A 19,626-nucleotide genomic window follows, 5' to 3' on the forward strand; every position below is an offset into this window, starting at 1 on the left:
CTCCGTCAAAGCGGAAATTATTTGATCAGCACCATCTGCCGTGCGATCTGCTGGCCGTTGGAGCGAAGCAGATAGAGGTAGATGCCGCTGGTGACCTTCTGGCCGAACTCGTTGGTCGCATCCCACTGAACCGTATGGGCGCCTTCGCTCATCACACCGTCAGCAAGGGTTTTGACCAGCTCGCCCTTCAGATTGTAGATGGCCAGAGAGACATTCTGCCGGGCTGGCAGGGTGTAGCTGATGGTCGTGGTTGGATTGAAGGGATTGGGATAGTTCTGGGCCAGCTGGAACGCCTCGGGCTGGCTCTCGATCGGACGGTCGGTGACTCCGGTCAGCTGATTGGCGAAGCGCAGAACGATACCAGGATAGGCGAAAACATAGCCAAAATCCTTGTTCAGGAAGAGGCCCGAGAAATAATAATTATCAATGGGAACAACTTCCGCCGGAGTGTTCAGCTTGCTCCAGGTTGCACCGAGGTCGGTTGTTGCATAGACGCCAAGATCATCATACCCGAGGATGATATTGGTGCCGGGGATATTCTGCACGCCGTTGACCCAGCTGTCTGCAGAAGTATCGGCCTTGTTCGTTGGATACCAGGTTGCGCCACCATCCACGCTGGCCACGACATTACCGCGCCGGTCCGCGATCAAGCCATTATCAGCCGACGAGAAAGCGATGGCGCGGGGGTAGGTGGGTATGATAGAGGCGGGAATGGCAAAACTGTCCCAGGTCGAACCGCCATCCCTGGTGCGGAAGACAAAGGAACCGACATAGTTGGTCGGCTCAGCGCAGACCCACATATTCTGGCCGACGGTGCAGCCCGCGAGACCCCATCTGTAAAAAGCATATGCGGCTTGCATGTAGTCGATCCCAAAAATCTCATTCCAGGTCGCACCCTTGTCATCCGTACGCACAAAATGCATGGAGCCATCGGGTTCCATATCGCCAAAGGCAATGGCGGAACTTTCGCCCATGAGACTGACGCCATCGAACCATCCTGGCGCTATCGGGCTGATCGTATAGGAGTAGACCTCGGTCCAGTTTGCGCCGCCGTCGGTGGTACGCCAAATCTTGCCGTCCGATTGAACGGTCACTGCGGTATTGGCATCAAAGCCCACCATCCCTGAAGTCATGGATGGAATGGCAGTGGCATTGTGGGTAAAGGTCTTGCCGCCATCGATGGATCTCCACACCCACGACACCTCATCATTGATATTCTCCGCGCAGAACCAGATGATTTTACCGTTATCCAGAATGCTGCCGGGTTTGAAGCGGATGCCGTCTCCCGGCGCCGCTCCGTTGAGCAGAACCTCGGTAGCCACCACCAGGTTGTCAAACACCGGCGCGCTGGAACCCTGGTAATCGAGCACCACGATCGGTTTCGTGCCCAGATCCGGGAAGACCCCGGCATCGGTACTGGAGGTATAGAGCACCTCGAGTTGGGGGTCGTCATCGACGTTGGCGATGGCCAGGTTGGTCCAGATGCCACCCTCAGCATACATCGAGTCGATTCGCGCAAAGGTGTAGCTGGCCGGATTGGTAATATCGCCGCCGCGATAAGACATGTTATAAATACTAGCGTTCGGCGTACCTGCACGGGAGCCGAAGACAAAGTCCATTTTGCCGTCGCGATCGATATCACCGCAGGCGCTGCCCCAAGGACCCCGGCTACCGCCGGGCCAATAGGCGCTCATGTTGAAGAGCTCGGTGCGCTTGAGCGTATCGGCTTCCTCCTGGAGGAGATAAATACCTTTGTAGGCATCGTTGCCCCAATCATAGACAGCACAGACGATTTCCTGGGTGCCGTTGCCATCGAGATCCACGACCTGGGCGGACTGAACCGGCGAGCCGCCAGCCATCGGCGCAAGTTTGCTGTAGGACCAGCCAAAGCCGTCCCATGAAACCTTGGTGATCTCGATTTCGCAAAAGGTGTAAATGTTCGATCCCAGCACGGCAACGTCCCACTTGTTCTGGGTTGTGCCGGACTTGAGATTGAAATCAAGACCACTCGTTTTCAGGCTCCAAACCTCACTACCATCGCCGTTGTCCGGGATTTTATCGACACCGATCACACCGAAAAAATAACCGGAGCCGCTCTTGCCGGTACGATCCGCGAAAACGATCTCGTCATTGCCATCCTTGTCCGGATCCGCGATCACCCAGCGCATCGGCCGGATGTTGGCTTTATTTTCGGCCGTGATGGTCCACTTCGCATTGGGGAGATAACCACCGACGCCGTCATCGACACCCATCACATCGCTGCCATCGCCTTTGCTTTCATAGACCAGGATGCGATAAGGATTGAGGTTGTCGTCGCCGGTGTTATTGACCACGCCCCAGATGATCTCCTGTTTGCCGTCCTTGTCGAGGTCGCCAACAGCTAGGCAGGGCCAGGTATTTTGCCGCAGCACCGGGCCAACCGCTTTCCAGACCACGACCCATTCGGAGCCTTGTTTTTCCAGCTTGTAGATCCTCGGGATCACCTCGGTCGCCGTATCATTCCAGTTATCATTGACGAGGTAAATTTCCGTTTTCCCGTCTTTGTCCAGATCAACACCGGCGATGAAATTGCCCGTGCCTCCGTTGTTGAGATCGGTTTCCGGAACCGGAATCTCTGTCCCGCGGACAAACGGTCCCTGAGCGAGGCTCCCGCTCGAAACGAAAAGCAGCGCGACCACACACATCAACAACATAGTAACGGTTCTGCTCCTCATGGCTACCTCCTTGTTGTTTGGTGGGATGTTGGGTTTGGTGCTGAATTCAGACGTCTGTTAGGCGGTATCAGGATGGAAAATGTTCATGTGCATTGTAGGTCATAGATGGCGAAAGTATGTAAAGCAATATAACTTTCATGATCCTGAAAATCAAGGAAAAAGTCAAAAAATACACATTGGGGACATTAGTACTGACGGTCAACGGATGCCGTTCAGCGCATTCACCGTGCGGAAATGGAAGCCGTAAATGGCCAGGGTGACGGCCAGGGCCAGACTGCGGGGCCGGTGAAAGAGGGTCCAGAAGAAAAGCCGCCAGTAATGGCGTCGCTCCTGGCCGACGGTCCCGAGTTTCCAGATCGAGCGCATAAAGGCATAGAGCTCGGCAAAATGCAGCCGTACCGGCGTTTTGGAAGGGCGATAGAGGCGGAGACAGGTTTTGATGCGGGCGTAGAATTTCTCCGGACTGTAGATTTCCGCCATGAGGCGGGCATATCCTGCCTTGAGCTTTTCGAGGCCCATGTTCGGAATGATGTTGGTCGTGCCGTCGGCATTGTCGCCGGTCATCTCGTGGACGATCCGGCCCTCGGCATGCAGCCGGGCGAAGAGGGGTGTGCCGGGAATGGCCTGAAGCATCCCCACCATCGCCGTCACCACCCCGCTCTTCTGGATAAACTCGATCTGCCGGTCGAAGATGGAGTCGGTGTCATGATCAAAGCCGACGATGAAGCCGCCCATCACCTGGAGGCCGTGGCGCTGCATGGCCTGGACACATTCCACCAGGTTGCGGTGGACGTTCTGGCCTTTATTGCATTCGGCCAGGCTCGCTTCATCCGGGGTCTCGATGCCGACGAAGACCGAGTTGAAACCGGCCGAGGCCATCATCGTCATCAACTCCTCATCGTCGGCGAGATTGATCGAGGCCTCGGTGAGATAATTGCAGCCCGCTTTGCCGCGACGCCAGGCGATCAAGGCGGGCAGGATTTCCTCCTTGAGCTGACGCTTGTTGGCGATAAAGTTGTCGTCGACAAAAAAGACATTGCGGCGCCAGCCCAGCGCATACATGCGGTCGAGTTCGGCGATGATCTGCCGCGCGTTCTTGGTGCGCGGCCGGCGCCCGAGCATTGCCGTGATGTTGCAGAAATCACATTGAAAAGGGCAGCCGCGTGAATACTGGATGCTGAGCGATTCATACTTACGGAAATCGACCAGCTCCCACATCGGCACCGGCGACATGCTCATTTCGGCGAACTCGCTGGTCTTGTAGATCCGCTGCGGGCAGCCCCGCGCGAGGTCGCTGAGGAAGAGGGGCAGAGTGATCTCGCCCTCATTGAGGATGAAATGATCTACCTCGGGGAACGCCTCGTATTCGCTGAGAAAGAGGGGGCCGCCGGCGATGACGGTCTTGCCCGCTTTTTTGCAGCGCGCGATCAAGGCATGCGCCGATTCGCGCTGTACGATCATCGCCGAAATCATCACAATATCGGCCCAGGCGACGTCGCGGTCGCGCAGGCGGGCGACGTTGACGTCCACCAGGCGCTTCTCCCAGGTCGAGGGGAGGAGCGCCGCGACCGTGATCAATCCCAGCGGCGGCGATGAGGCTTTTTTGCGCACGAAACGCAAGGCATGCTTGAAACTCCAAAAGGTATCGGGAAACTCGGGGTACAGCAGTAATACACGCATGATGCTTCATCCTCCCTTTTCCGCCCCCGGTTAATAAGGCCAACACTTTTCAATGGCATACCCTCCAGCCGGATTATCTTATGCCGGCCGGGCCTAGTCGTTTTTGAGCTGCGCTGGTTCCGCCCAACTCGCCCCCATCCGGCCGGCCTGTCAGGCCCCCGGCCGGGCATACTCGTTTTTGAGCTGCGCCAGTTCCTTGCGCCGTTTCTTGAGCATGGCCTCCCAGCGCTCGATGCCCTCCCGCAGCAGTTTCATTCGCGCAAACAGAGCCTGCATCTGCCGTTCCATCTCCTCCAGCGCCCCAAGGGCCGCTTGGGGGTTATGGCTGTGCGACTTGTCCGCCTCCAGCTCCAGCAAAAAACGGTAGAGATCGGCCTGCTCCTTGATCTGCTCCAGGGTATAGCCGAAATTCTGCAGATCCAGGATCAGCTGGCAGATTTGCACCCAGTGTTTGGCATAGAGCCGGAAACCACCACTGGTGCGGCGATCGGGCGTGATAATCCCCCGCTCCTCCCAGTACTTGATCGTGCGATTGTTGACCTGGGCCTGTTCGGCCAGTTCGCCGACGGTGAGGTATTCGGCCGCAAGGCGTCCATTCCCGTTCTCGCCCCGATTCGGCAAGCCTACTTTTTTCAGGATCTTGCGGATCTCCGGCAAGCTGTAGCCGATCTGGACCAAATTCTGGATCTGCTGCGCCGCCCGGAGATGCTCCTCTGTATACCCCGGCAGGTTGTTGTCGATCCGCACCTCGCTGTGGAGGAGATGGTTCTTTTCCCATTGGGCCAGATCTTCCGGCGAAAGACCGGTTTTTTGCAGAAACTCTTGCTGGTCGTAGAGGTTATTCTCCATAAATATCCCTTATCGTATAGATTATTTTTAATGTATCAGTATACGTATACATTATAGTTAATATTCAGGCCGAATGCAAGAGATTTTTATACTTTTTTCGCATTGATGCCGCAAGGAAGGGGGCGCGCCGGCACGTTCGGGTGCAGGATGGGAGGCGATATAGGGTGAGGAGGAGAGAAGCCCAGGGCGAGGACGAGAGCATGAGGCGCACCAGGGAGGGGACGAGATCCTAGGGTGGGCACCAGATCCTTGGCGGCACCGAGGTGGGGACGAGGTATTACCTGCGGTTCGCCTGCGCCGCCCGCACCATCCGCATAAAACCGGCGTAACTCCGCCGCTGCAAGGGTGAACCCTTCGCCGCCGCTGCGAACTGCGCCGGGGACCAGGCGGCCAGTTCATCCAGCCCGGCCGATAACCACAGCGGCCGCGGCTGGAATACCGGATCAACAGCCGGCACCGCCCATTTCCGGTTCCAAGGACAGACCGACTGGCAGATATCGCAGCCAAAAACATGATTGCCGAGAGCCCGGCGCACCTCCTCCGGGAGGTCGGCTTCGCTCTCGATGGTCAGGCACGCCAGACAGCGCCGCGTATCCAGGGTGTAGGGCGCTACCAGCGCTCCGGTGGGACACGCTTCCAGGCACAGGGTGCAGGCACCGCAGCGCTCCGCAACCGGCTGATCGGGCTCTACCTCCAGATCGGTGATGATCTCGCCGAGGAAAATCCAGGAACCCAGCTCCGGGGCCAGGACCAGGCTGTGCTTGCCCACCCAGCCGATCCCGGCACGTCGCGCCCACTCCTTTTCCATGATCGGGGCGGAATCGACGCAAAGGCGTCCGCTCGCACCGGGAACCAGCTCCTTCATGGAGGCCAGCAGGGCCTTGAGCCGCTTTCGGATGACCCGGTGATAATCCTCCCCCCAGGCATAACGCGAGACCCGCGCCAGATGCGGCGCCTCCGGAGGCTCCTCGGCCGCGTAATAGTTGATCGCCGCAACGATCACCGTGCGCGCGCCGGGCAGGAGCTGTCGCGGATCGAGGCGCATCTCGAGCCGTTCGGCCATCCACTTCAAGCCGCTGTAGTATCCCTGCTGGAGCCGGTGGATCAGGATGTGTTCCGGCAGCGCCTTGGCCCGGGCGAAACCGATGCGGTCAAATCCGAGCGATCGCGCGCGCTCCACAATGGTGGATTTCAATTCCATCATTCCGGCCTGCTGATTTCCGTTTTAAGGTCCAGAGGCTTTCCCCTATTCCGGCTCGGTGATGAAGACAAAGGAATAGGGCGCCGGCATCGTCGTGCCGTAGAGATCGGCGGCATCGGCGCTGATGGTGACCGTATACTTGGTGTTGGCCGACTGCACGGTGCGAAAGGAGAAGGTCAGGGGAAATTCGAGGGGCACGCGGGCGAGAGTGATCTCGCCGACCCAGCTGACGGTGCCGCGGTTGATGATTACACCGCGCATCCAGGTGGTGCCGTAACCCGCCGCCTTGATGCTGAGGTCATAGTTCCCCGGCGTCAGGTTCTCAATGCGGAACTCGCCGGTGGCCGGGTCGATCTGCACCGTATCGACAGCAACGGCCTGGCGCACTATCACATGGGCCCGGCTATCCGTCTGTTTGACCAGGCCGACAATAGTCCCCTTGTCGGAATTGGCGTTACTCTCCGGGTAAACGATTTTTTCGACGGTTTTGGTGCAAGCCAGGGTGAGAAACGGCAGAACGGGCAGATAATGGATCGGTTTCATGGCACATTCCTTTCATCCAGGGTCCAGGAACGCGCTTCATGAGGAAGCGATTAGCGTCGGTTGAAAAAATTGACCAGCTCGGCGAAGACCTGCTCCTTGCCGCCGATCACGGTGCGGCAGGGCGGCAGCGAGCGCATGAAGCGTTTGCCATAGGCCTTTTTGACCACGCGGTTGTCCAATACGATCACCGCGCCGCGGTCGCTCTTGCGGCGGATGAGCCGGCCGAATCCCTGTTTGAACTTGAGCACCGCCAGGGGTACGGCGTACTCCATGAAGGGATTGCCTCCCGTCCGTTCGATCGCCTCCCAGCGCGCCTCGATGACCGGCTCGTTGGGCACCTTGAAGGGGAGCTTGCTGATGATGACGTTCTCGAGCGCTTCGCCCTCAACATCGACGCCCTCCCAGAAGCTGTCTGTGGCGAACAAAACCGAACTCTTGTCGCGGCGAAATCGCGCTAAAAGCTCGTGACGGTTTTCCTCGCCCTGCCGCAGTGGGGTGATGCCCAGCTTTTTGAACGAATCCTCGAGCTGACGGTAGATGATCGTCAACAGGCCATAGGAGGTGAAGAGCACGAAGGCCCGGCCATTGGAAATAGCGACGGAGCGGTAGATCAGTTTGCCGAGCTCGCCCGAAAAGGACCGGTCGTTGGGATCCGGGATGTCAGTGGGGATGCAGACCACCGCTTGCTTCTCGTAATCGAAGGGGGCGGGCAGGAGCAGCTCGCTGCGGCGCTCGGGCGCCAGGGCGCTGAGGCCGATGCGCTTGCTCAGGAACTCGAACGAATTCTCCACAGCCAGGGTCGCGGAGGTCATAACGATAGTCTCGTAGCTCTCATAGACCGCCTTTTGCATCATCGGCGCGATATCGAGCGGCGAGCTCTGAAAGCGGACGATATGGCGCCCCTTGTAGCCGGGGCGCACCTCGATCCAGCGGATATTCTCCTCATCCTGTTTGAAAACCACTTCGCCGATCACCGCGGCAGCAGCGGCGAGACGGTCGGAGGCCGCCTTGATCTCGACGACAGTCGAGGCCAGATCGTCCTCGGGCCCTAACTGTAACTGGTGCACCCAGCCGCCGAGATGCGCCAATCCCACCGCCAGATCGGTCATGCTGGTGACGTACTCCTGAATCAGCCGACTCAGCCCGCTGTCGACCAGAAGGGCCTGGACCACCTCCGGCACCAGCCGCAGCTTGATTTCGTAGCCCTGGTTCTCCTGGGCAAAGCCCTTGACAGCCTCGTAGAGATGGTCCATCAGCTCCTGCGTGGCGTCGTGTAGGGCAGCCACCTCGGGCGCTAGGCGACCCGTGATTGTCTCCTCGACCCGGGCGAGCAGGGCACCGTCAACCTGGCCGCGGCGGCGCCGCAGCTTGTAGAGGGCGGTATGGAGATGCCCCTTGAGCACCTGTTTCTGCTGGCGGTGGAGTCGGCTGAGGATGCGCAGGATCCCGGCGCGGGTAACCCGGTCGCCGAAATAATTGGTCGCCACATCTTCGAGGTGATGCGCTTCGTCGAAGATGATGCGCGTGTACGGCGGTAACACCGCAGCCTCACTGATCGAGCCGATCTGATAGCGGATCGAAAGGTCGGCGAAAAGGAGGTGATGATTGACCACGAGGATATTGGCACGGGCGGCATGACGGCGTGCCTTGTTGACGAAACAATCGCGGAAAAAGGGACAGCGGCTGCGGGTGCAGGTGTCGCTTTCGGCGGCGATTTTCTCCCAAACCACCTCACGCGGAATGTAGGCGAGGTCCGCCTTGCTGCCGTCGCTGGAATTGCGCGCCCAGTCGATCAGCTGTTTCAGCTCCTCACGCTCCTCCTCCTCGTCGCTCTGCAGATCAAGCTCGCTGCTGAGGTCACCGACCTTTCGCAGACAGGCATAATTGCCGCGGCCTTTGACCAGCACCGCCGTGAAGGGGTCGGGGAGCACCTTCTGAAGAAAGGGCAGGTCTTTTTTGATCAGCTGCTCCTGCAGATTGATGGTGTTGGTCGAGACCACCACCCGCTCCTTGTTCTGCAGCGCCCAGCGGATCGCCGGGATCAGATAGGCCAGGGTTTTGCCGGTGCCGGTCCCCGCCTCGATGGTCGCAATTTTTCCCGAATTGAAGGCCTCCACAACACCGCGGATCATCTCCTCCTGCTGCGGACGCTCCTCGTAGCCGGGGAGTTCGCGCGAGACCGCTCCCCCCTGCTGCACGATCTTGATCAGCACATCGGCATCGAGCGGGACGATCTCCCGCTTGGCGAAGGGCTCGACGACCACATAAATCTGCTCAGCCTGGTTGTCGACGATGTAAAAGGCGACGCTGAAGGGATCGAGGGCCGCGGCGATTGCGAGATCGGCCTCGGAGGGAGTGAGGTGTCCGGAGGGATGGTTGTGGATCACCACGTCGGCCTCGGCGGCGAGCTGGGTGATCACCGGCACCGCGGTTTTGTGGCCACGCGCCGCCACCGCGACATCGTGGACGATCAGATCCTCCTCGGTGTAGCCGATGAAGAAGGCCTCGTTGCCGCCCGCCTCGTCGATCGTAGCGCGGATCCGCTCCCGGACCGCTTCAGAGAGGTAGGCGCCGATCGCGCTCATGCGAGCAGCTCCGCATCATAGCCCAGTTCACGCAGATAGCCGGGGAATTCGGCGAATCCGTGGGTGGTATAGATCTTGTGCGGCTGGACCCGGCCGACAAATTCAATGAGTTCGTGAAAATCGGCGTGATCGCTGAGTGGAATGCGGTGATCGCAGCGCCAGCCCGGGCCCTGGCTGCCGTTGGCCCAGCCGGAGAGGAATACCGTCTTGCGCCGTGGAACATACTGCAGGGCGCGGGTGAAGGCGACGTGGGGTGGTACGATCAGCACCTCCTCCGCGCCGATCCCGGCCCCCTGCCAAAGCGCACAATTGCTAAAGATCACGCCGCACTGCTGATAGACTTCTGCCATTTGCCAGATTGAGGGATAGACCTGCACGCCATAACCGAGATCGCCAAGGATCTTCATCGCCTCCTGGGATTTTCCCAGAGTGTACGCCATGACGACTGGCGTAAAACCGGCGCGCTGACAGTCGCGGATAAAACCGGTCAGCTCCGCGATCAACGCCTCGCGGCTCTGCTCGACCACATACTGCGGATGGCCGAAGGTACTTTCGGTGATGAGGATATCGGCGTGCGGTGTTTCGATCGGCTCGCAGGTGGCACTGGGACGCAGCTTGAAATCGCCGCTGTAAAGGAGGGAGAGGCCGTCGCGCTCGATATGGATCATCGCCGATCCGAGGATGTGACCGGCGGGGTAGAGACGGATGCGCATCCCCGCCATCTCGAGGGTCTCGCCGAAATTCAGCGTCTTCGCCTCCGCCTTTTTGGCGCGCAGGGCATGGAAACAGGCCGTCGCGGGCGTGGCGAGAATGCGGGTGTGATTCTTGAGATGATCGGTATGGCCATGCGAGACGAAGGAAAAGCTCACCTTGCGCAAGGCGTCGAGCCAAAGCTCCACGCCCGCAATCTGAATGCCTTTTTGATCATAGGTAAACATAAGGGTATCCACTGGAAGGGGTTAACAGCAAAATAGGGAGAATAATTGAGGATTCCAATCCTTTTTCAGGGGTGAGCAGCGAAAGCCGCACCGCGCCGAATTTTATTATGATTGACAAAATCGATAATTTGGCTAATTTGTTAAAAATTTACACACCGCTGCTCACTGAAAAGGGCTTTCCAGGGATCCAGCGGACTTAAGGTCGACCTGCGTCTTGGCACGAGTGAATTCCTGCAAAATATGGTGCGCCGCAGCCAGATCCTGCAGATAGAGTTCCAGACCCTGCGCCGCATCCGGGAGCGCCATCCCGACCTGCCGGTAGTCATGGTCACCGACCACACGGGATTCGATACGGCGGTCGAAGCGATGAAGCTCGGCGCCCAGCACTATGCCTCGACAAAGCCGAATGTCGGCACCTTGCCGCTGCGGGCGCGCATCATCACCGCCGCCAACACGGACCTCCTGGCAGAAGTGCACCCCGGCCGCGCAGGAGGGCTTTGGTGGTCTGTTGAACAAACTCTACACCGAAGCTAAAGAAAAGTCCCGCTTAGGGGCCCTCCATGCTGCGACGATGGGGGAGCGCCCGCCAGCCCGGGGGGGCCGGTCGGCTTTTACCGGGCTGCGGATCCCTGGTGTAAAATTCTCTGATGGACACAGCCCTCTCTCGAGGAGAGAATGTGCGCCGCTACGAACGTTGCCCGAAATGCGGCCACATTCCGATGGCTTGACGGTTGCTTACCTGAATATCCACCAATGTGGAGTTTGCAGGACAAAATCCTGCGATTGCCCCGCCGCGGTAAGTGCCCCATTTTTCCCAGAAAAGCAATCCACGTGGGTTATGGAAGTATGCCCTTTACCGAATCAATAACACTACGCCTCTTCCATTTTCAAAGCACCAAACCAACTCAGACGCTCACTTCCCGGTCCTCATCCCGCAAAATAGCCCTTTAATATCTTGCGCAGTCGCAATTGGCAATAACGATGTACTCATGCAATGCTGCTGCGCTGGGAACATCGCATCGCTCACTTTTGCGGCATCGTTGCGGAGGCGTTCGCGAAATATTTCTTGTATTCCCCCATGAATTGTTTATCTTTAAGAAATCCTTACCCGGAGACAATTCATGGCCGTTTTACGTCATATAGTTTCCATTCTGCTGCTCTGCGTCAATGCCCTCCTCGCCCAGTCCGAACTCCTCGAGCTCGGCACCGCCCAGGTCCCCCCCGGGGTTTCGTGGCAGTCTCTGGACTCGCCCCACTTCGAGATCGTTTTCCCCCGGGAGATCGAAAAGGAGGCCCAGCACATCGCCAACCTCCTCGAGCACATCTATCCGGCGGACTGCAAGACCCTCGGCGTCCGACCCGGCCGGCTGCCCTTGATCCTGCATACCCGCAACACGGTGAGCAACGGATTTGTCGCCCTCGCCCCTCGCCGCAGCGAGTGGTACAACACCCCACCGCAAGTCGGTCTGACCGGTCCGGTCGGCTGGTACCCCCTACTCGCCATCCATGAGTATCGCCATGTCGTCCAGTTTCAGGCGCTAAAACAGGGGTTCAACCGCTTGCTCTATTGGTCCCTCGGCGAGTACGGCTGGCTCGCCGGGGCCGGCATCTCCACACCGACCTGGTTCTTCGAGGGGGATGCTGTGGTGATGGAAACCGCGCTGACCCGCGGCGGCCGCGGCCGCCAGCCCGAATTCCTGATGCCGATCCGCACGATGCTGCTCTCCGGACGGCGCTACTCGTACTACAAGATGAATCTCGGCTCCTACAAGAACTGGATCGCCAATCCCTACGAATATGGTTTTGTCCTTAATACCTGGATGCGCCGCCATCAGGGCGCCGCTCTTTGGCCCGGGATTTTGAAAAGCACGGCGACCCTGCCATTCATTCCCTATCGCTTCTCCTGGGCTCTCAAGCGCCGCACCGGGATGGGTTATATGAAAAGCCATGCGGCGATGTTGGCCGAACTGGAGGCCCATTACCGGGCGAACCTGGCGCAACAGCGAACAGCACCGGGCGACTCCGTGCGGCGCTGGGACCGCGGCAATGCCGGCTTCTGGACGGTCTACCAGGCGCCGCAATTCTCCGACGATGGCTCCGTCATCGCCCTCAAGCTCGGGCTGGCGGACCAGAGCGCCTTCGTCCGCATCCATCCCGACGGCCGCGAGGAGATCCTTTTCCACCCCAATCCGGTCGACGGCAGCCCGCACAGCCTCGGGGGCGGGCTGTTGGCCTGGTCGGAACGGGCCTATGACCCGCGCTGGGGCAATCAGGACTTCCGTGCCATCCGGATCTGCAGCCTCGCCAGCGGTGCCCGCAAGACCCTCGCCGCCCGCAGCCGCTGTTTCGCCCCGGCCCTTGCCCCGGACGTCCGGACTGTCGCAACCATCCTCCTTGAGAAGGATAACCTGTGCCACCTGGTGCTGCTCGACGCCGAAACCGGCACGGAAATCCGCCGCTTTGACAATCCCGATAACGATTTTCTCATGACACCCGCCTGGTCGCCGGACGGCCGCGAGATCGTCTGCAGCCGCTTGACTGCCACAGGCCGGGCCCTGACCGTCATCGCTCTCGACGACGGCCGGATGCAAGATATCATCCCCCCTGGTGCCTGGAGCATCACCACCCCGGTCTGGTCCGGGGCGTCGATCCTCTTCAGCAGCAACGACGGCGACGTCGAACAGATCTTTGCGGTGCAACGCCGCAGCGGCCGCCTCTTTCGGGTCACCGCGCGGCCCTATGGCGCCTTTTATCCAGCGGTCTCAGCCGACGGCCGGCGGCTGCTCTTCAGCGATTATGACCTCGAGGGCTACCACGTCGCGGAAATGGCCCTGGATTCCTCGCGCTGGACCGCCATCGCGCATCTCCCGGTGATGGAGAATTCCTGGTTCGATCCCGTCGCCGCCCAGGAAGCGGGCGCCGATGCGATCCAGGATCTCTCCACCGAGCACTATCCGGTCCGTGCGTTTGGGTTCCGGAACGATCTCATCCGCGTGCACAGCTGGCAGATCACCGCCGACGAAACCGCGCGCACCTACGGCGGGCGGCTCTACTCGCAGAACCTGCTCGGCACCCTGCAGGCCTCGGCGGGCTATGACTATGACCGCGATGAAAAAGCCGGCGCCGCCAGTGCCCGCCTCACCTGGGCGCGCTTGTATCCTCTCATCGATGCCGGCGTGATCTACGGCCACCGCGCCTCCAGTTACCGCAATACGGCCGGCCGGCTGCAGCGCTATACCTGGCGGGAACAGAGCGCCCAGGCGGGCCTGCGCCTGCCGCTAAACCTCAGCCGCGGCGGCTACAACACCGGCCTCACCCTGCAAAGCGCCGCCCGGCTGACCTGGATCAGCGCCATCAGCGACGACAACGCCTTTGACCGTTGGGACAATCAGAACGGCTGGTGGAAATCCCTGGGCTATGCCATCGAGTTCTACCACTACCGCAAAGCCGCCGCGGACATTCTGCCGGTCTATGGGCAGAGCCTCAGGGCCGGATTCAACCATACCCCCTGGAGCAGCAGCTATCAGGGTCGGCGAGTCAACCTGAGCGCCAGCCTCTACCTGCCCGGCCTGGCTCGCCGCCACGGCCTGGCGCTGCACGCCGACTATGAGGAGCAGAAACCGACCAACTACCGGTACAGCAGCCTCATCCGCTTCCCGCGCGGTTACGGCTACCGCTACCAGGACCGCATCGGCCGCCTCGCTATCGATTATACCTTGCCGCTCGCTTATCCCGATCAGCACCTCTGGGCCCTTCTCTATGTGCAACGGCTGAAAAGCCTCTTCTTCCATGACAGCGGCTGGTCCAGCCTGCAGGGCCGCAACACCCGGTACCACGCCAGCGGCGTCGAGCTGACCGCCGATGTCAACCTCTTCTCCCTCCCGGTTATCCTCGATCTCGGCGTACGCATCGCCTGGCGTTGGCGTGAAAAGGAGTGGCGGACGGAGGCGATTCTGGGCTTGCCCATTTAACCTGCTGGAATGTCGCCAATTTCAGCATCGCGACGATACGGTCCCACAGGGACCGTTTGCACGAGAACGAGTCTGGAGGACGGATTGAGCCTGACCAAAAAACAAACACTTTGGATGCTGCTTCTCTTTGCGGGGTTGTGGATCCTGGCTCTGGCCATCTGGCAACAAAGCGAACTCGACCGCCGCATCGTCTTCGCCCATGAAACGCTCCGCCAGCATACGAGCCTGATCCTGTTCCTCTCCCTGGTCTCCCGGTATGGCATGGGAGCCATCTTTGTGTTCACCCTCGCCTACTTGCTGCCCTTCACCCGGCCGGCCCTGCGCAAGTCGAGAGCCCTCTACCTGCTCATGGTTCTGGCGTTCGTCCTCTCGGGCCTGACCAGTGAGGGGCTGAAAGTGCTGATCGGCCGTTCCCGCCCCTTCATCGCCTACTCAGGTCAGATCGAGCCCGTCACCCGGCCCATCACCCACTCGTTTCCCTCAGGCCACGCCACCGAAAGCACGGCCCTGATCCTTCCCTTTCTTGTTTTCCTGAGAAAGGAATCGCGCCGTGTCTTCCTCCTGAAGCTCGTGCTGGTGATCGTGGCGCTGACGGTGTGTTATTCGCGGATTGCCCTGGGCGTGCATTTTCTCAGCGATGTGCTGGCGGGAGTCGGCGTTGCCTTGATCTGTTTCCCGGCCGCTGTTTGGGCAGCCAATGCGGCCATTACAAAATGGCACTGGAAAAAAGCCCGGGCCTGATCTGCCGGGCGGCCCCTCTGCACTTCTCTCTGTCGGTCGCACTGGAACTCTACATGGTGAATGAGCTCAAAAAACGCAATGTGGTCATTGATATTGCCAAAGGCATCAGTATCATCCTGGTGGTCATCGGACACAGTCCCGTGCTGGTCAGGATGATTCCGCTGAACAACTTTCTCACCTCGTTCCGGCTGCCCTTTTTCTTTTTTGTCTCGGGAGTCTTTTTCAATTACAGCAAACCCTTCGGCCGGGTTCTCGCCGACAAAGCGGATGCCCTGCTGAAACCCTACCTGGTCACGTTGCTGCTCTACGGAATCATCGAAGTGGCGCGGCATCAAGCGGACCCGGGCGGGTATCTGTTTGGCATCCTTTACGGCACCAGCCATCTTCTGCCCTTGCGCTGGCGGCCGCTGTGGTTTTTACCGCATCTTTTTAGCGTCATCCTTTTTTCCTGGGTGTTCGTCCGCATTACGCAAATCAGGAGACGAACACTTTACGCCAGGATCCTGCTGCTTTTCGGATTGCTGGGTGCGGGTGTCCTGATCCTTCATCCAGCCACGGCCTTCCCTATCCGGATCCTCGCCCATTCTTACCGGGAGGCCGGACTGCCGCTGAGCATCGATCTGGTGCCCCTGACCGGTTTCTATTTTCTCAGCGGATTTTTGCTGCGCGACTTTCTTTTGCAGTTTTCCATCCGGCGGGAGATCTTGATCTTAGCGGTCGCGATCGTCGCCGTGATCCAGTATTCCACCCGGGCCTCGATGGATTTGAATCTCAGACGCTACGACAACCTCTTTCTGTCGACTGTCAACGCATTCGCGATGATCTATCTAGTCCTCTCGCTTGCAGCGGTATCGGCCAGGATCAGGCTGGTGCGCCCGGCCTTATCCCGGGTGGGCAGTAAAAGTCTTTTCGTTCTGATTTTTCATTTTATCATCATGCAACATACCGCGCACCGGCTGCAGGGAGCCAATCCGGCATTATCGGTCCCTGCCGGTATTCTGGCTATTCTGGCCGGCGTCGCGCTGCCCGTCCTGTTCGGTGAGTTCGTCAGCAGGAACACCTGGCTCTCCCTGATGTTTTTGCCATTCAAGGCCAACCCCTGGATTCTGAAAAAAACAACCGGAGCCCCCCGTGAGGAAAGCGGATGAGAAGAATTTGAACCGGGGCATCGCCATTCTGATCCTCCTGATTCTGGCCGGAGGCCGTGGGAGTGCATCGGGCAGACCGCCGGCTGGCATGAACGCCGGCTCCGGCGATGTGCACCGGGCCTCGGGGTGCAGCACAGAAAAAGAGGTTGTGGTTGTGCTGGGCTCTTCCACTGCTGCCGGAGTCGGCGCAGTTCCGGCGGACAGCGCCTGGGTCAACCGGTACCGGAGCTATCTGCAGTATTACACGCCAGACCTGGATGTCATCAATCTAGCGGTCGGCGGTATTACCACCTACCAGATCATGCCGGATGGATTCGTTCCGCCCTCCCGGCGATTCACCCCGCTCGAATATCACAATATCACCCAGGCCGTGAGGCTGCATCCCAAAGCGATCATCATCAATCTGCCCAGCAACGACGCTGCCAACTACTTCTCGATCGCCGAACAGATTGCGAACTTTGATACCCTCGCCGGCTATGCCAGCCGTTATCAAATTCCTTTCTGGTTCTCAACCACCCAGCCGCGCAATTTCCGCGACCCTCGCCAACGCGATGCCCTTAAAGTCATGCGGGACTCGATTCTCAGCCGTTATTCCAACGGGATCTGGACCCATGCCCTCGATTTCTGGAGCGGCCTGGCGGACAGCACCGGCAACATCCTCCCTGCCTATGACTGCGGCGATCACATTCACTTGAACAACGCCGGTCACCATCTGCTGTTTGAGCGGGTGGTCCACGCTCACGTCCTGCTCTATACACCGATCCATCCACGCGCAGGCGCGCCGCTGGCAGAGTTCAGGCTCTATCCCAACTTTCCCAATCCCTTCAACACGACCACGATCCTGCGGTTTGAGCTGGCGAGGGAGGGTCCACTACGGGTGACGGTGCTTGACCTCACCGGGCGGGAAGTGACGCGGCTCTGCGACGGTCCCATATGCGCCGGGCCGCACGACCTCATTTGGAAGGCCGCCGGCTGCCCCAGCGGACTCTATCTGGTCTGGTTTCAAAGCCGCGACGTGAACCGGATGCAGAGCATCACCCTGGTGAGGTAGCGAAACCGGCCCCGCAGTACAAAAGTCTTTTGCTTTCCTGCCGGGATTTTTGTATACTTTTGCAGGAGGAGTCTATGAAAAAATCGACCTACCATTCCATGGAACTGATTTCCTCGCTTAACCGCCGGGAAATGCTCAAACTGGGCGCGGGGGTGGGCTTGCTGCTCGGGACACCTGCAGCCTGGGCACAGGAGGCACAAAAGCCTCAGCCGCCGGCCAGGCCCAGGACCAATATCGATGAGGCGCTTAAAATTCCGAAAACAGCGCGCTCCCTGCCAGGACCCTTTCCCGGCTACGTGGTGCAGGTGACCGACGACGCCGCCGCCCGGGCAAGCCGCGTCCAGCCGGAGGCTGTCACGGCCATGTTCGAAAAGGGGCTGCAACAGCTGACCGGCACCACGATGAAAAAAGCCTTCAAGCTCTTTTTCAGCAAAAAGGATATCGTGGGCATTAAGGTCAATCCGGTCGGACCGGGCGTCATCGCCACCCATCTCGAGCTGGTCGATGCCGTCATTGCCTGGCTGACCGGCTGCGGCCTCAAACGGGATCAAATTGTCATCTGGGACCGGTTCGATTATATGCTCAGGGATGCGGGTTTTACCGCAGAGCGTTTCCCGGGGATCGCCATCGAAGGATTACAGACCATGGACGAGGCCGCCGCCGAAGGCAAGAGCGATAACAGCCGCTGGCTGAAAGCCGATGGTACCCATGTCAGCGCCGGTAATTACGATCAGGCGGTCTATTACTGGGCCGATGTGGAGGGCGACAAGGCGGAAGCCTATCTCAACCAGCACGTATTCAACGGCCAGTACTCCTATTTCGGCAAGCTGGTGACCCAAAGGCTGACCCGGATCATCAACCTCCCCGTCTTTAAAAACACCGGTAATGGCGTCTCGATGGCCACGAAAAACCTCGGTTATGCCGCCATCTGCAACACTGCGCGCCTCCACCGGCCCCTCTTCTTCGACGTCTGCACCGAGGTGCTCGCTTTTCCGGCCATCCGCGATAAGCTGGCCCTCAACATCACCGATGGTTTGCGCGGCCAGTATGACGGCGGCCCGGACGGCGCCGCCCAGTTCACCTGGGACTACAATACCCTCTTTTTCGCCACCGATCCCTTCGCCCTTGACATGGTCTGTCACAACCTGCTGGTGGCAAAGCGCAAGCAGATGAATGTCAAGGTCAACGAACATCCCCGCTTCACCGAGTACCTTCGCTATGCCGAAAAGCTGGGACTGGGCGTGGCCTCGCCGGAGAAAATCACCCATGTCGTTGTCTGATCCTCCACGGCCCGCGAACCGGCGCCGGACCGGGCAACACGGGCTGATTGTGGTACTACTCGCGGCGGTATGGCTCTGCACCGCCGTCCCCGGTTTGACGCAAAGTCAAAAGCCCGCTGCGCCCGCCGCTGGCCTCCCCGGCGCGGCGTTTTTTCCGGGATGGGGTCCCTGCGGTGCAACCCGCACCTATGTCGCGCAAAATCTCTACGGCTACATCGATGGCGGAGCTGAACTCTTCCTGGAATTCGGCTTTGCCGGACTGACCGTCCAGCGTTACTGCCGCGGCGAGGCGGAGCTCACCCTCGATCTCTACCGTATGGCATCGCCGGATGCCGCCCTCGGCATCTATCTGGCGCGCAAGGGCGTGGAACAGCCGGTTGCAGGGATAGAGTGCCGCAACACCGGCAGCGTATGGCAGATTGCCGCCCTCAGGGGGCGCTATTACATTCAGATCACCAATCTGAGTGGCGTGGAGCATGTGCTGCCGGTCATGGTCGCCTTGCTGCAAAAAGTGCTGGTCACGCTTCCCGACGAACCGGCCCGCGACTGGTTGGCCGCCATGCCTGCAGAGCGCATCCCCGGCTCCGAACTGCTGATCGCCGGGCCCTATAGCCTGCAGCCGCTTTGTACTCTAGGCGAAGGGGATGTGCTGCAGCTCGGCGGCCGGGTGATGGGGGTCGCGGTTGAACGGCCCGGCAGGGATGGCCAGCGGGAAACCTGCCTGCGCTTCTTCTATCCCGACTCCGCCGCCGCCCGTTCCGCATTTACCTATACCGCCACCCACCTCGATCCCTATCTCAGCCCGGTGCATTCGGCCGGAGACACCCTGCTCTTCAGGGATTTCCAGCAGGAATATGGCCGTATCACCTGCAACGGCAGCACCATCCAGATCGAGCTTCATCTCCCGCAACCCTGATAGACCAGG

The 19,626-nt window shown here is 59.7% G+C and carries 14 protein-coding genes; 7 read left to right on the forward strand and 7 right to left on the reverse strand.

The window, feature by feature from the left end:
* Positions 1-17: 17 nt before the first annotated feature.
* The 7 genes from PLH32_08425 to PLH32_08455 form a co-directional block, all read right to left on the reverse strand.
* The gene (locus tag PLH32_08425; protein HQJ64623.1) at positions 18-2,714 is read right to left on the reverse strand and encodes an FG-GAP-like repeat-containing protein; all 2,697 of its coding nucleotides are present in this window, start codon (positions 2,712-2,714) and stop codon (positions 18-20) included.
* A gap of 198 nt (positions 2,715-2,912) precedes the next feature.
* A complete protein-coding gene (locus PLH32_08430; GenBank protein HQJ64624.1) occupies positions 2,913-4,394 on the reverse strand; it encodes a DUF4070 domain-containing protein in 1,482 nt (493 codons plus the stop codon).
* Positions 4,395-4,544: 150 nt separating this feature from the next.
* Complete coding sequence (locus PLH32_08435; protein HQJ64625.1) at positions 4,545-5,243, reverse strand: MerR family transcriptional regulator; 699 nt, start codon at positions 5,241-5,243, stop codon at positions 4,545-4,547.
* Positions 5,244-5,520: 277 nt separating this feature from the next.
* Positions 5,521-6,447 (reverse strand): tRNA epoxyqueuosine(34) reductase QueG, encoded by a 927-nt coding sequence (gene queG / locus PLH32_08440; protein HQJ64626.1) that lies wholly within the window; start codon positions 6,445-6,447, stop codon positions 5,521-5,523.
* A gap of 42 nt (positions 6,448-6,489) precedes the next feature.
* Positions 6,490-6,987, reverse strand: coding sequence for a carboxypeptidase regulatory-like domain-containing protein (locus PLH32_08445; protein HQJ64627.1), 498 nt, complete (start codon positions 6,985-6,987; stop codon positions 6,490-6,492).
* 50 nt (positions 6,988-7,037) lie between these two features.
* The gene (locus tag PLH32_08450; protein HQJ64628.1) at positions 7,038-9,572 is read right to left on the reverse strand and encodes a helicase C-terminal domain-containing protein; all 2,535 of its coding nucleotides are present in this window, start codon (positions 9,570-9,572) and stop codon (positions 7,038-7,040) included.
* Positions 9,569-10,510, reverse strand: coding sequence for an MBL fold metallo-hydrolase (locus tag PLH32_08455; GenBank protein ID HQJ64629.1), 942 nt, complete (start codon positions 10,508-10,510; stop codon positions 9,569-9,571). The genes PLH32_08450 and PLH32_08455 overlap by 4 nt, the downstream gene beginning before the upstream one ends.
* Positions 10,511-10,750: 240 nt before the next feature.
* Between PLH32_08455 and PLH32_08460 the strand changes: the two genes are divergently transcribed.
* The 7 genes from PLH32_08460 to PLH32_08490 all read left to right on the forward strand — a co-directional run bounded on the left by PLH32_08460 (position 10,751) and on the right by PLH32_08490 (position 19,617).
* Positions 10,751-11,044 (forward strand): hypothetical protein, encoded by a 294-nt coding sequence (locus tag PLH32_08460; protein HQJ64630.1) that lies wholly within the window; start codon positions 10,751-10,753, stop codon positions 11,042-11,044.
* 587 nt (positions 11,045-11,631) lie between these two features.
* A complete protein-coding gene (locus PLH32_08465; protein HQJ64631.1) occupies positions 11,632-14,481 on the forward strand; it encodes a hypothetical protein in 2,850 nt (949 codons plus the stop codon).
* 84 nt (positions 14,482-14,565) lie between these two features.
* Positions 14,566-15,222 carry a phosphatase PAP2 family protein gene (locus PLH32_08470; protein HQJ64632.1) on the forward strand — a complete coding sequence of 219 codons (657 nt, stop codon included), beginning with the start codon at positions 14,566-14,568 and terminating at the stop codon, positions 15,220-15,222.
* Complete coding sequence (locus tag PLH32_08475; GenBank protein ID HQJ64633.1) at positions 15,195-16,370, forward strand: acyltransferase family protein; 1,176 nt, start codon at positions 15,195-15,197, stop codon at positions 16,368-16,370. The genes PLH32_08470 and PLH32_08475 overlap by 28 nt, the downstream gene beginning before the upstream one ends.
* The gene (locus PLH32_08480) at positions 16,354-17,421 is read left to right on the forward strand and encodes an SGNH/GDSL hydrolase family protein (GenBank protein ID HQJ64634.1); all 1,068 of its coding nucleotides are present in this window, start codon (positions 16,354-16,356) and stop codon (positions 17,419-17,421) included. The genes PLH32_08475 and PLH32_08480 overlap by 17 nt, the downstream gene beginning before the upstream one ends.
* A 74-nt stretch (positions 17,422-17,495) precedes the next feature.
* Positions 17,496-18,701: a DUF362 domain-containing protein gene (locus PLH32_08485; protein ID HQJ64635.1), complete on the forward strand. Its 1,206-nt coding sequence runs from the start codon at positions 17,496-17,498 to the stop codon at positions 18,699-18,701.
* Complete coding sequence (locus PLH32_08490; GenBank protein HQJ64636.1) at positions 18,688-19,617, forward strand: hypothetical protein; 930 nt, start codon at positions 18,688-18,690, stop codon at positions 19,615-19,617. The genes PLH32_08485 and PLH32_08490 overlap by 14 nt, the downstream gene beginning before the upstream one ends.
* The last annotated feature ends 9 nt before the right edge of the window (positions 19,618-19,626 follow it).

Source organism: bacterium (assembly GCA_035419245.1).
GTDB lineage: Bacteria > Zhuqueibacterota > Zhuqueibacteria > Residuimicrobiales > Residuimicrobiaceae > JAKPUX01.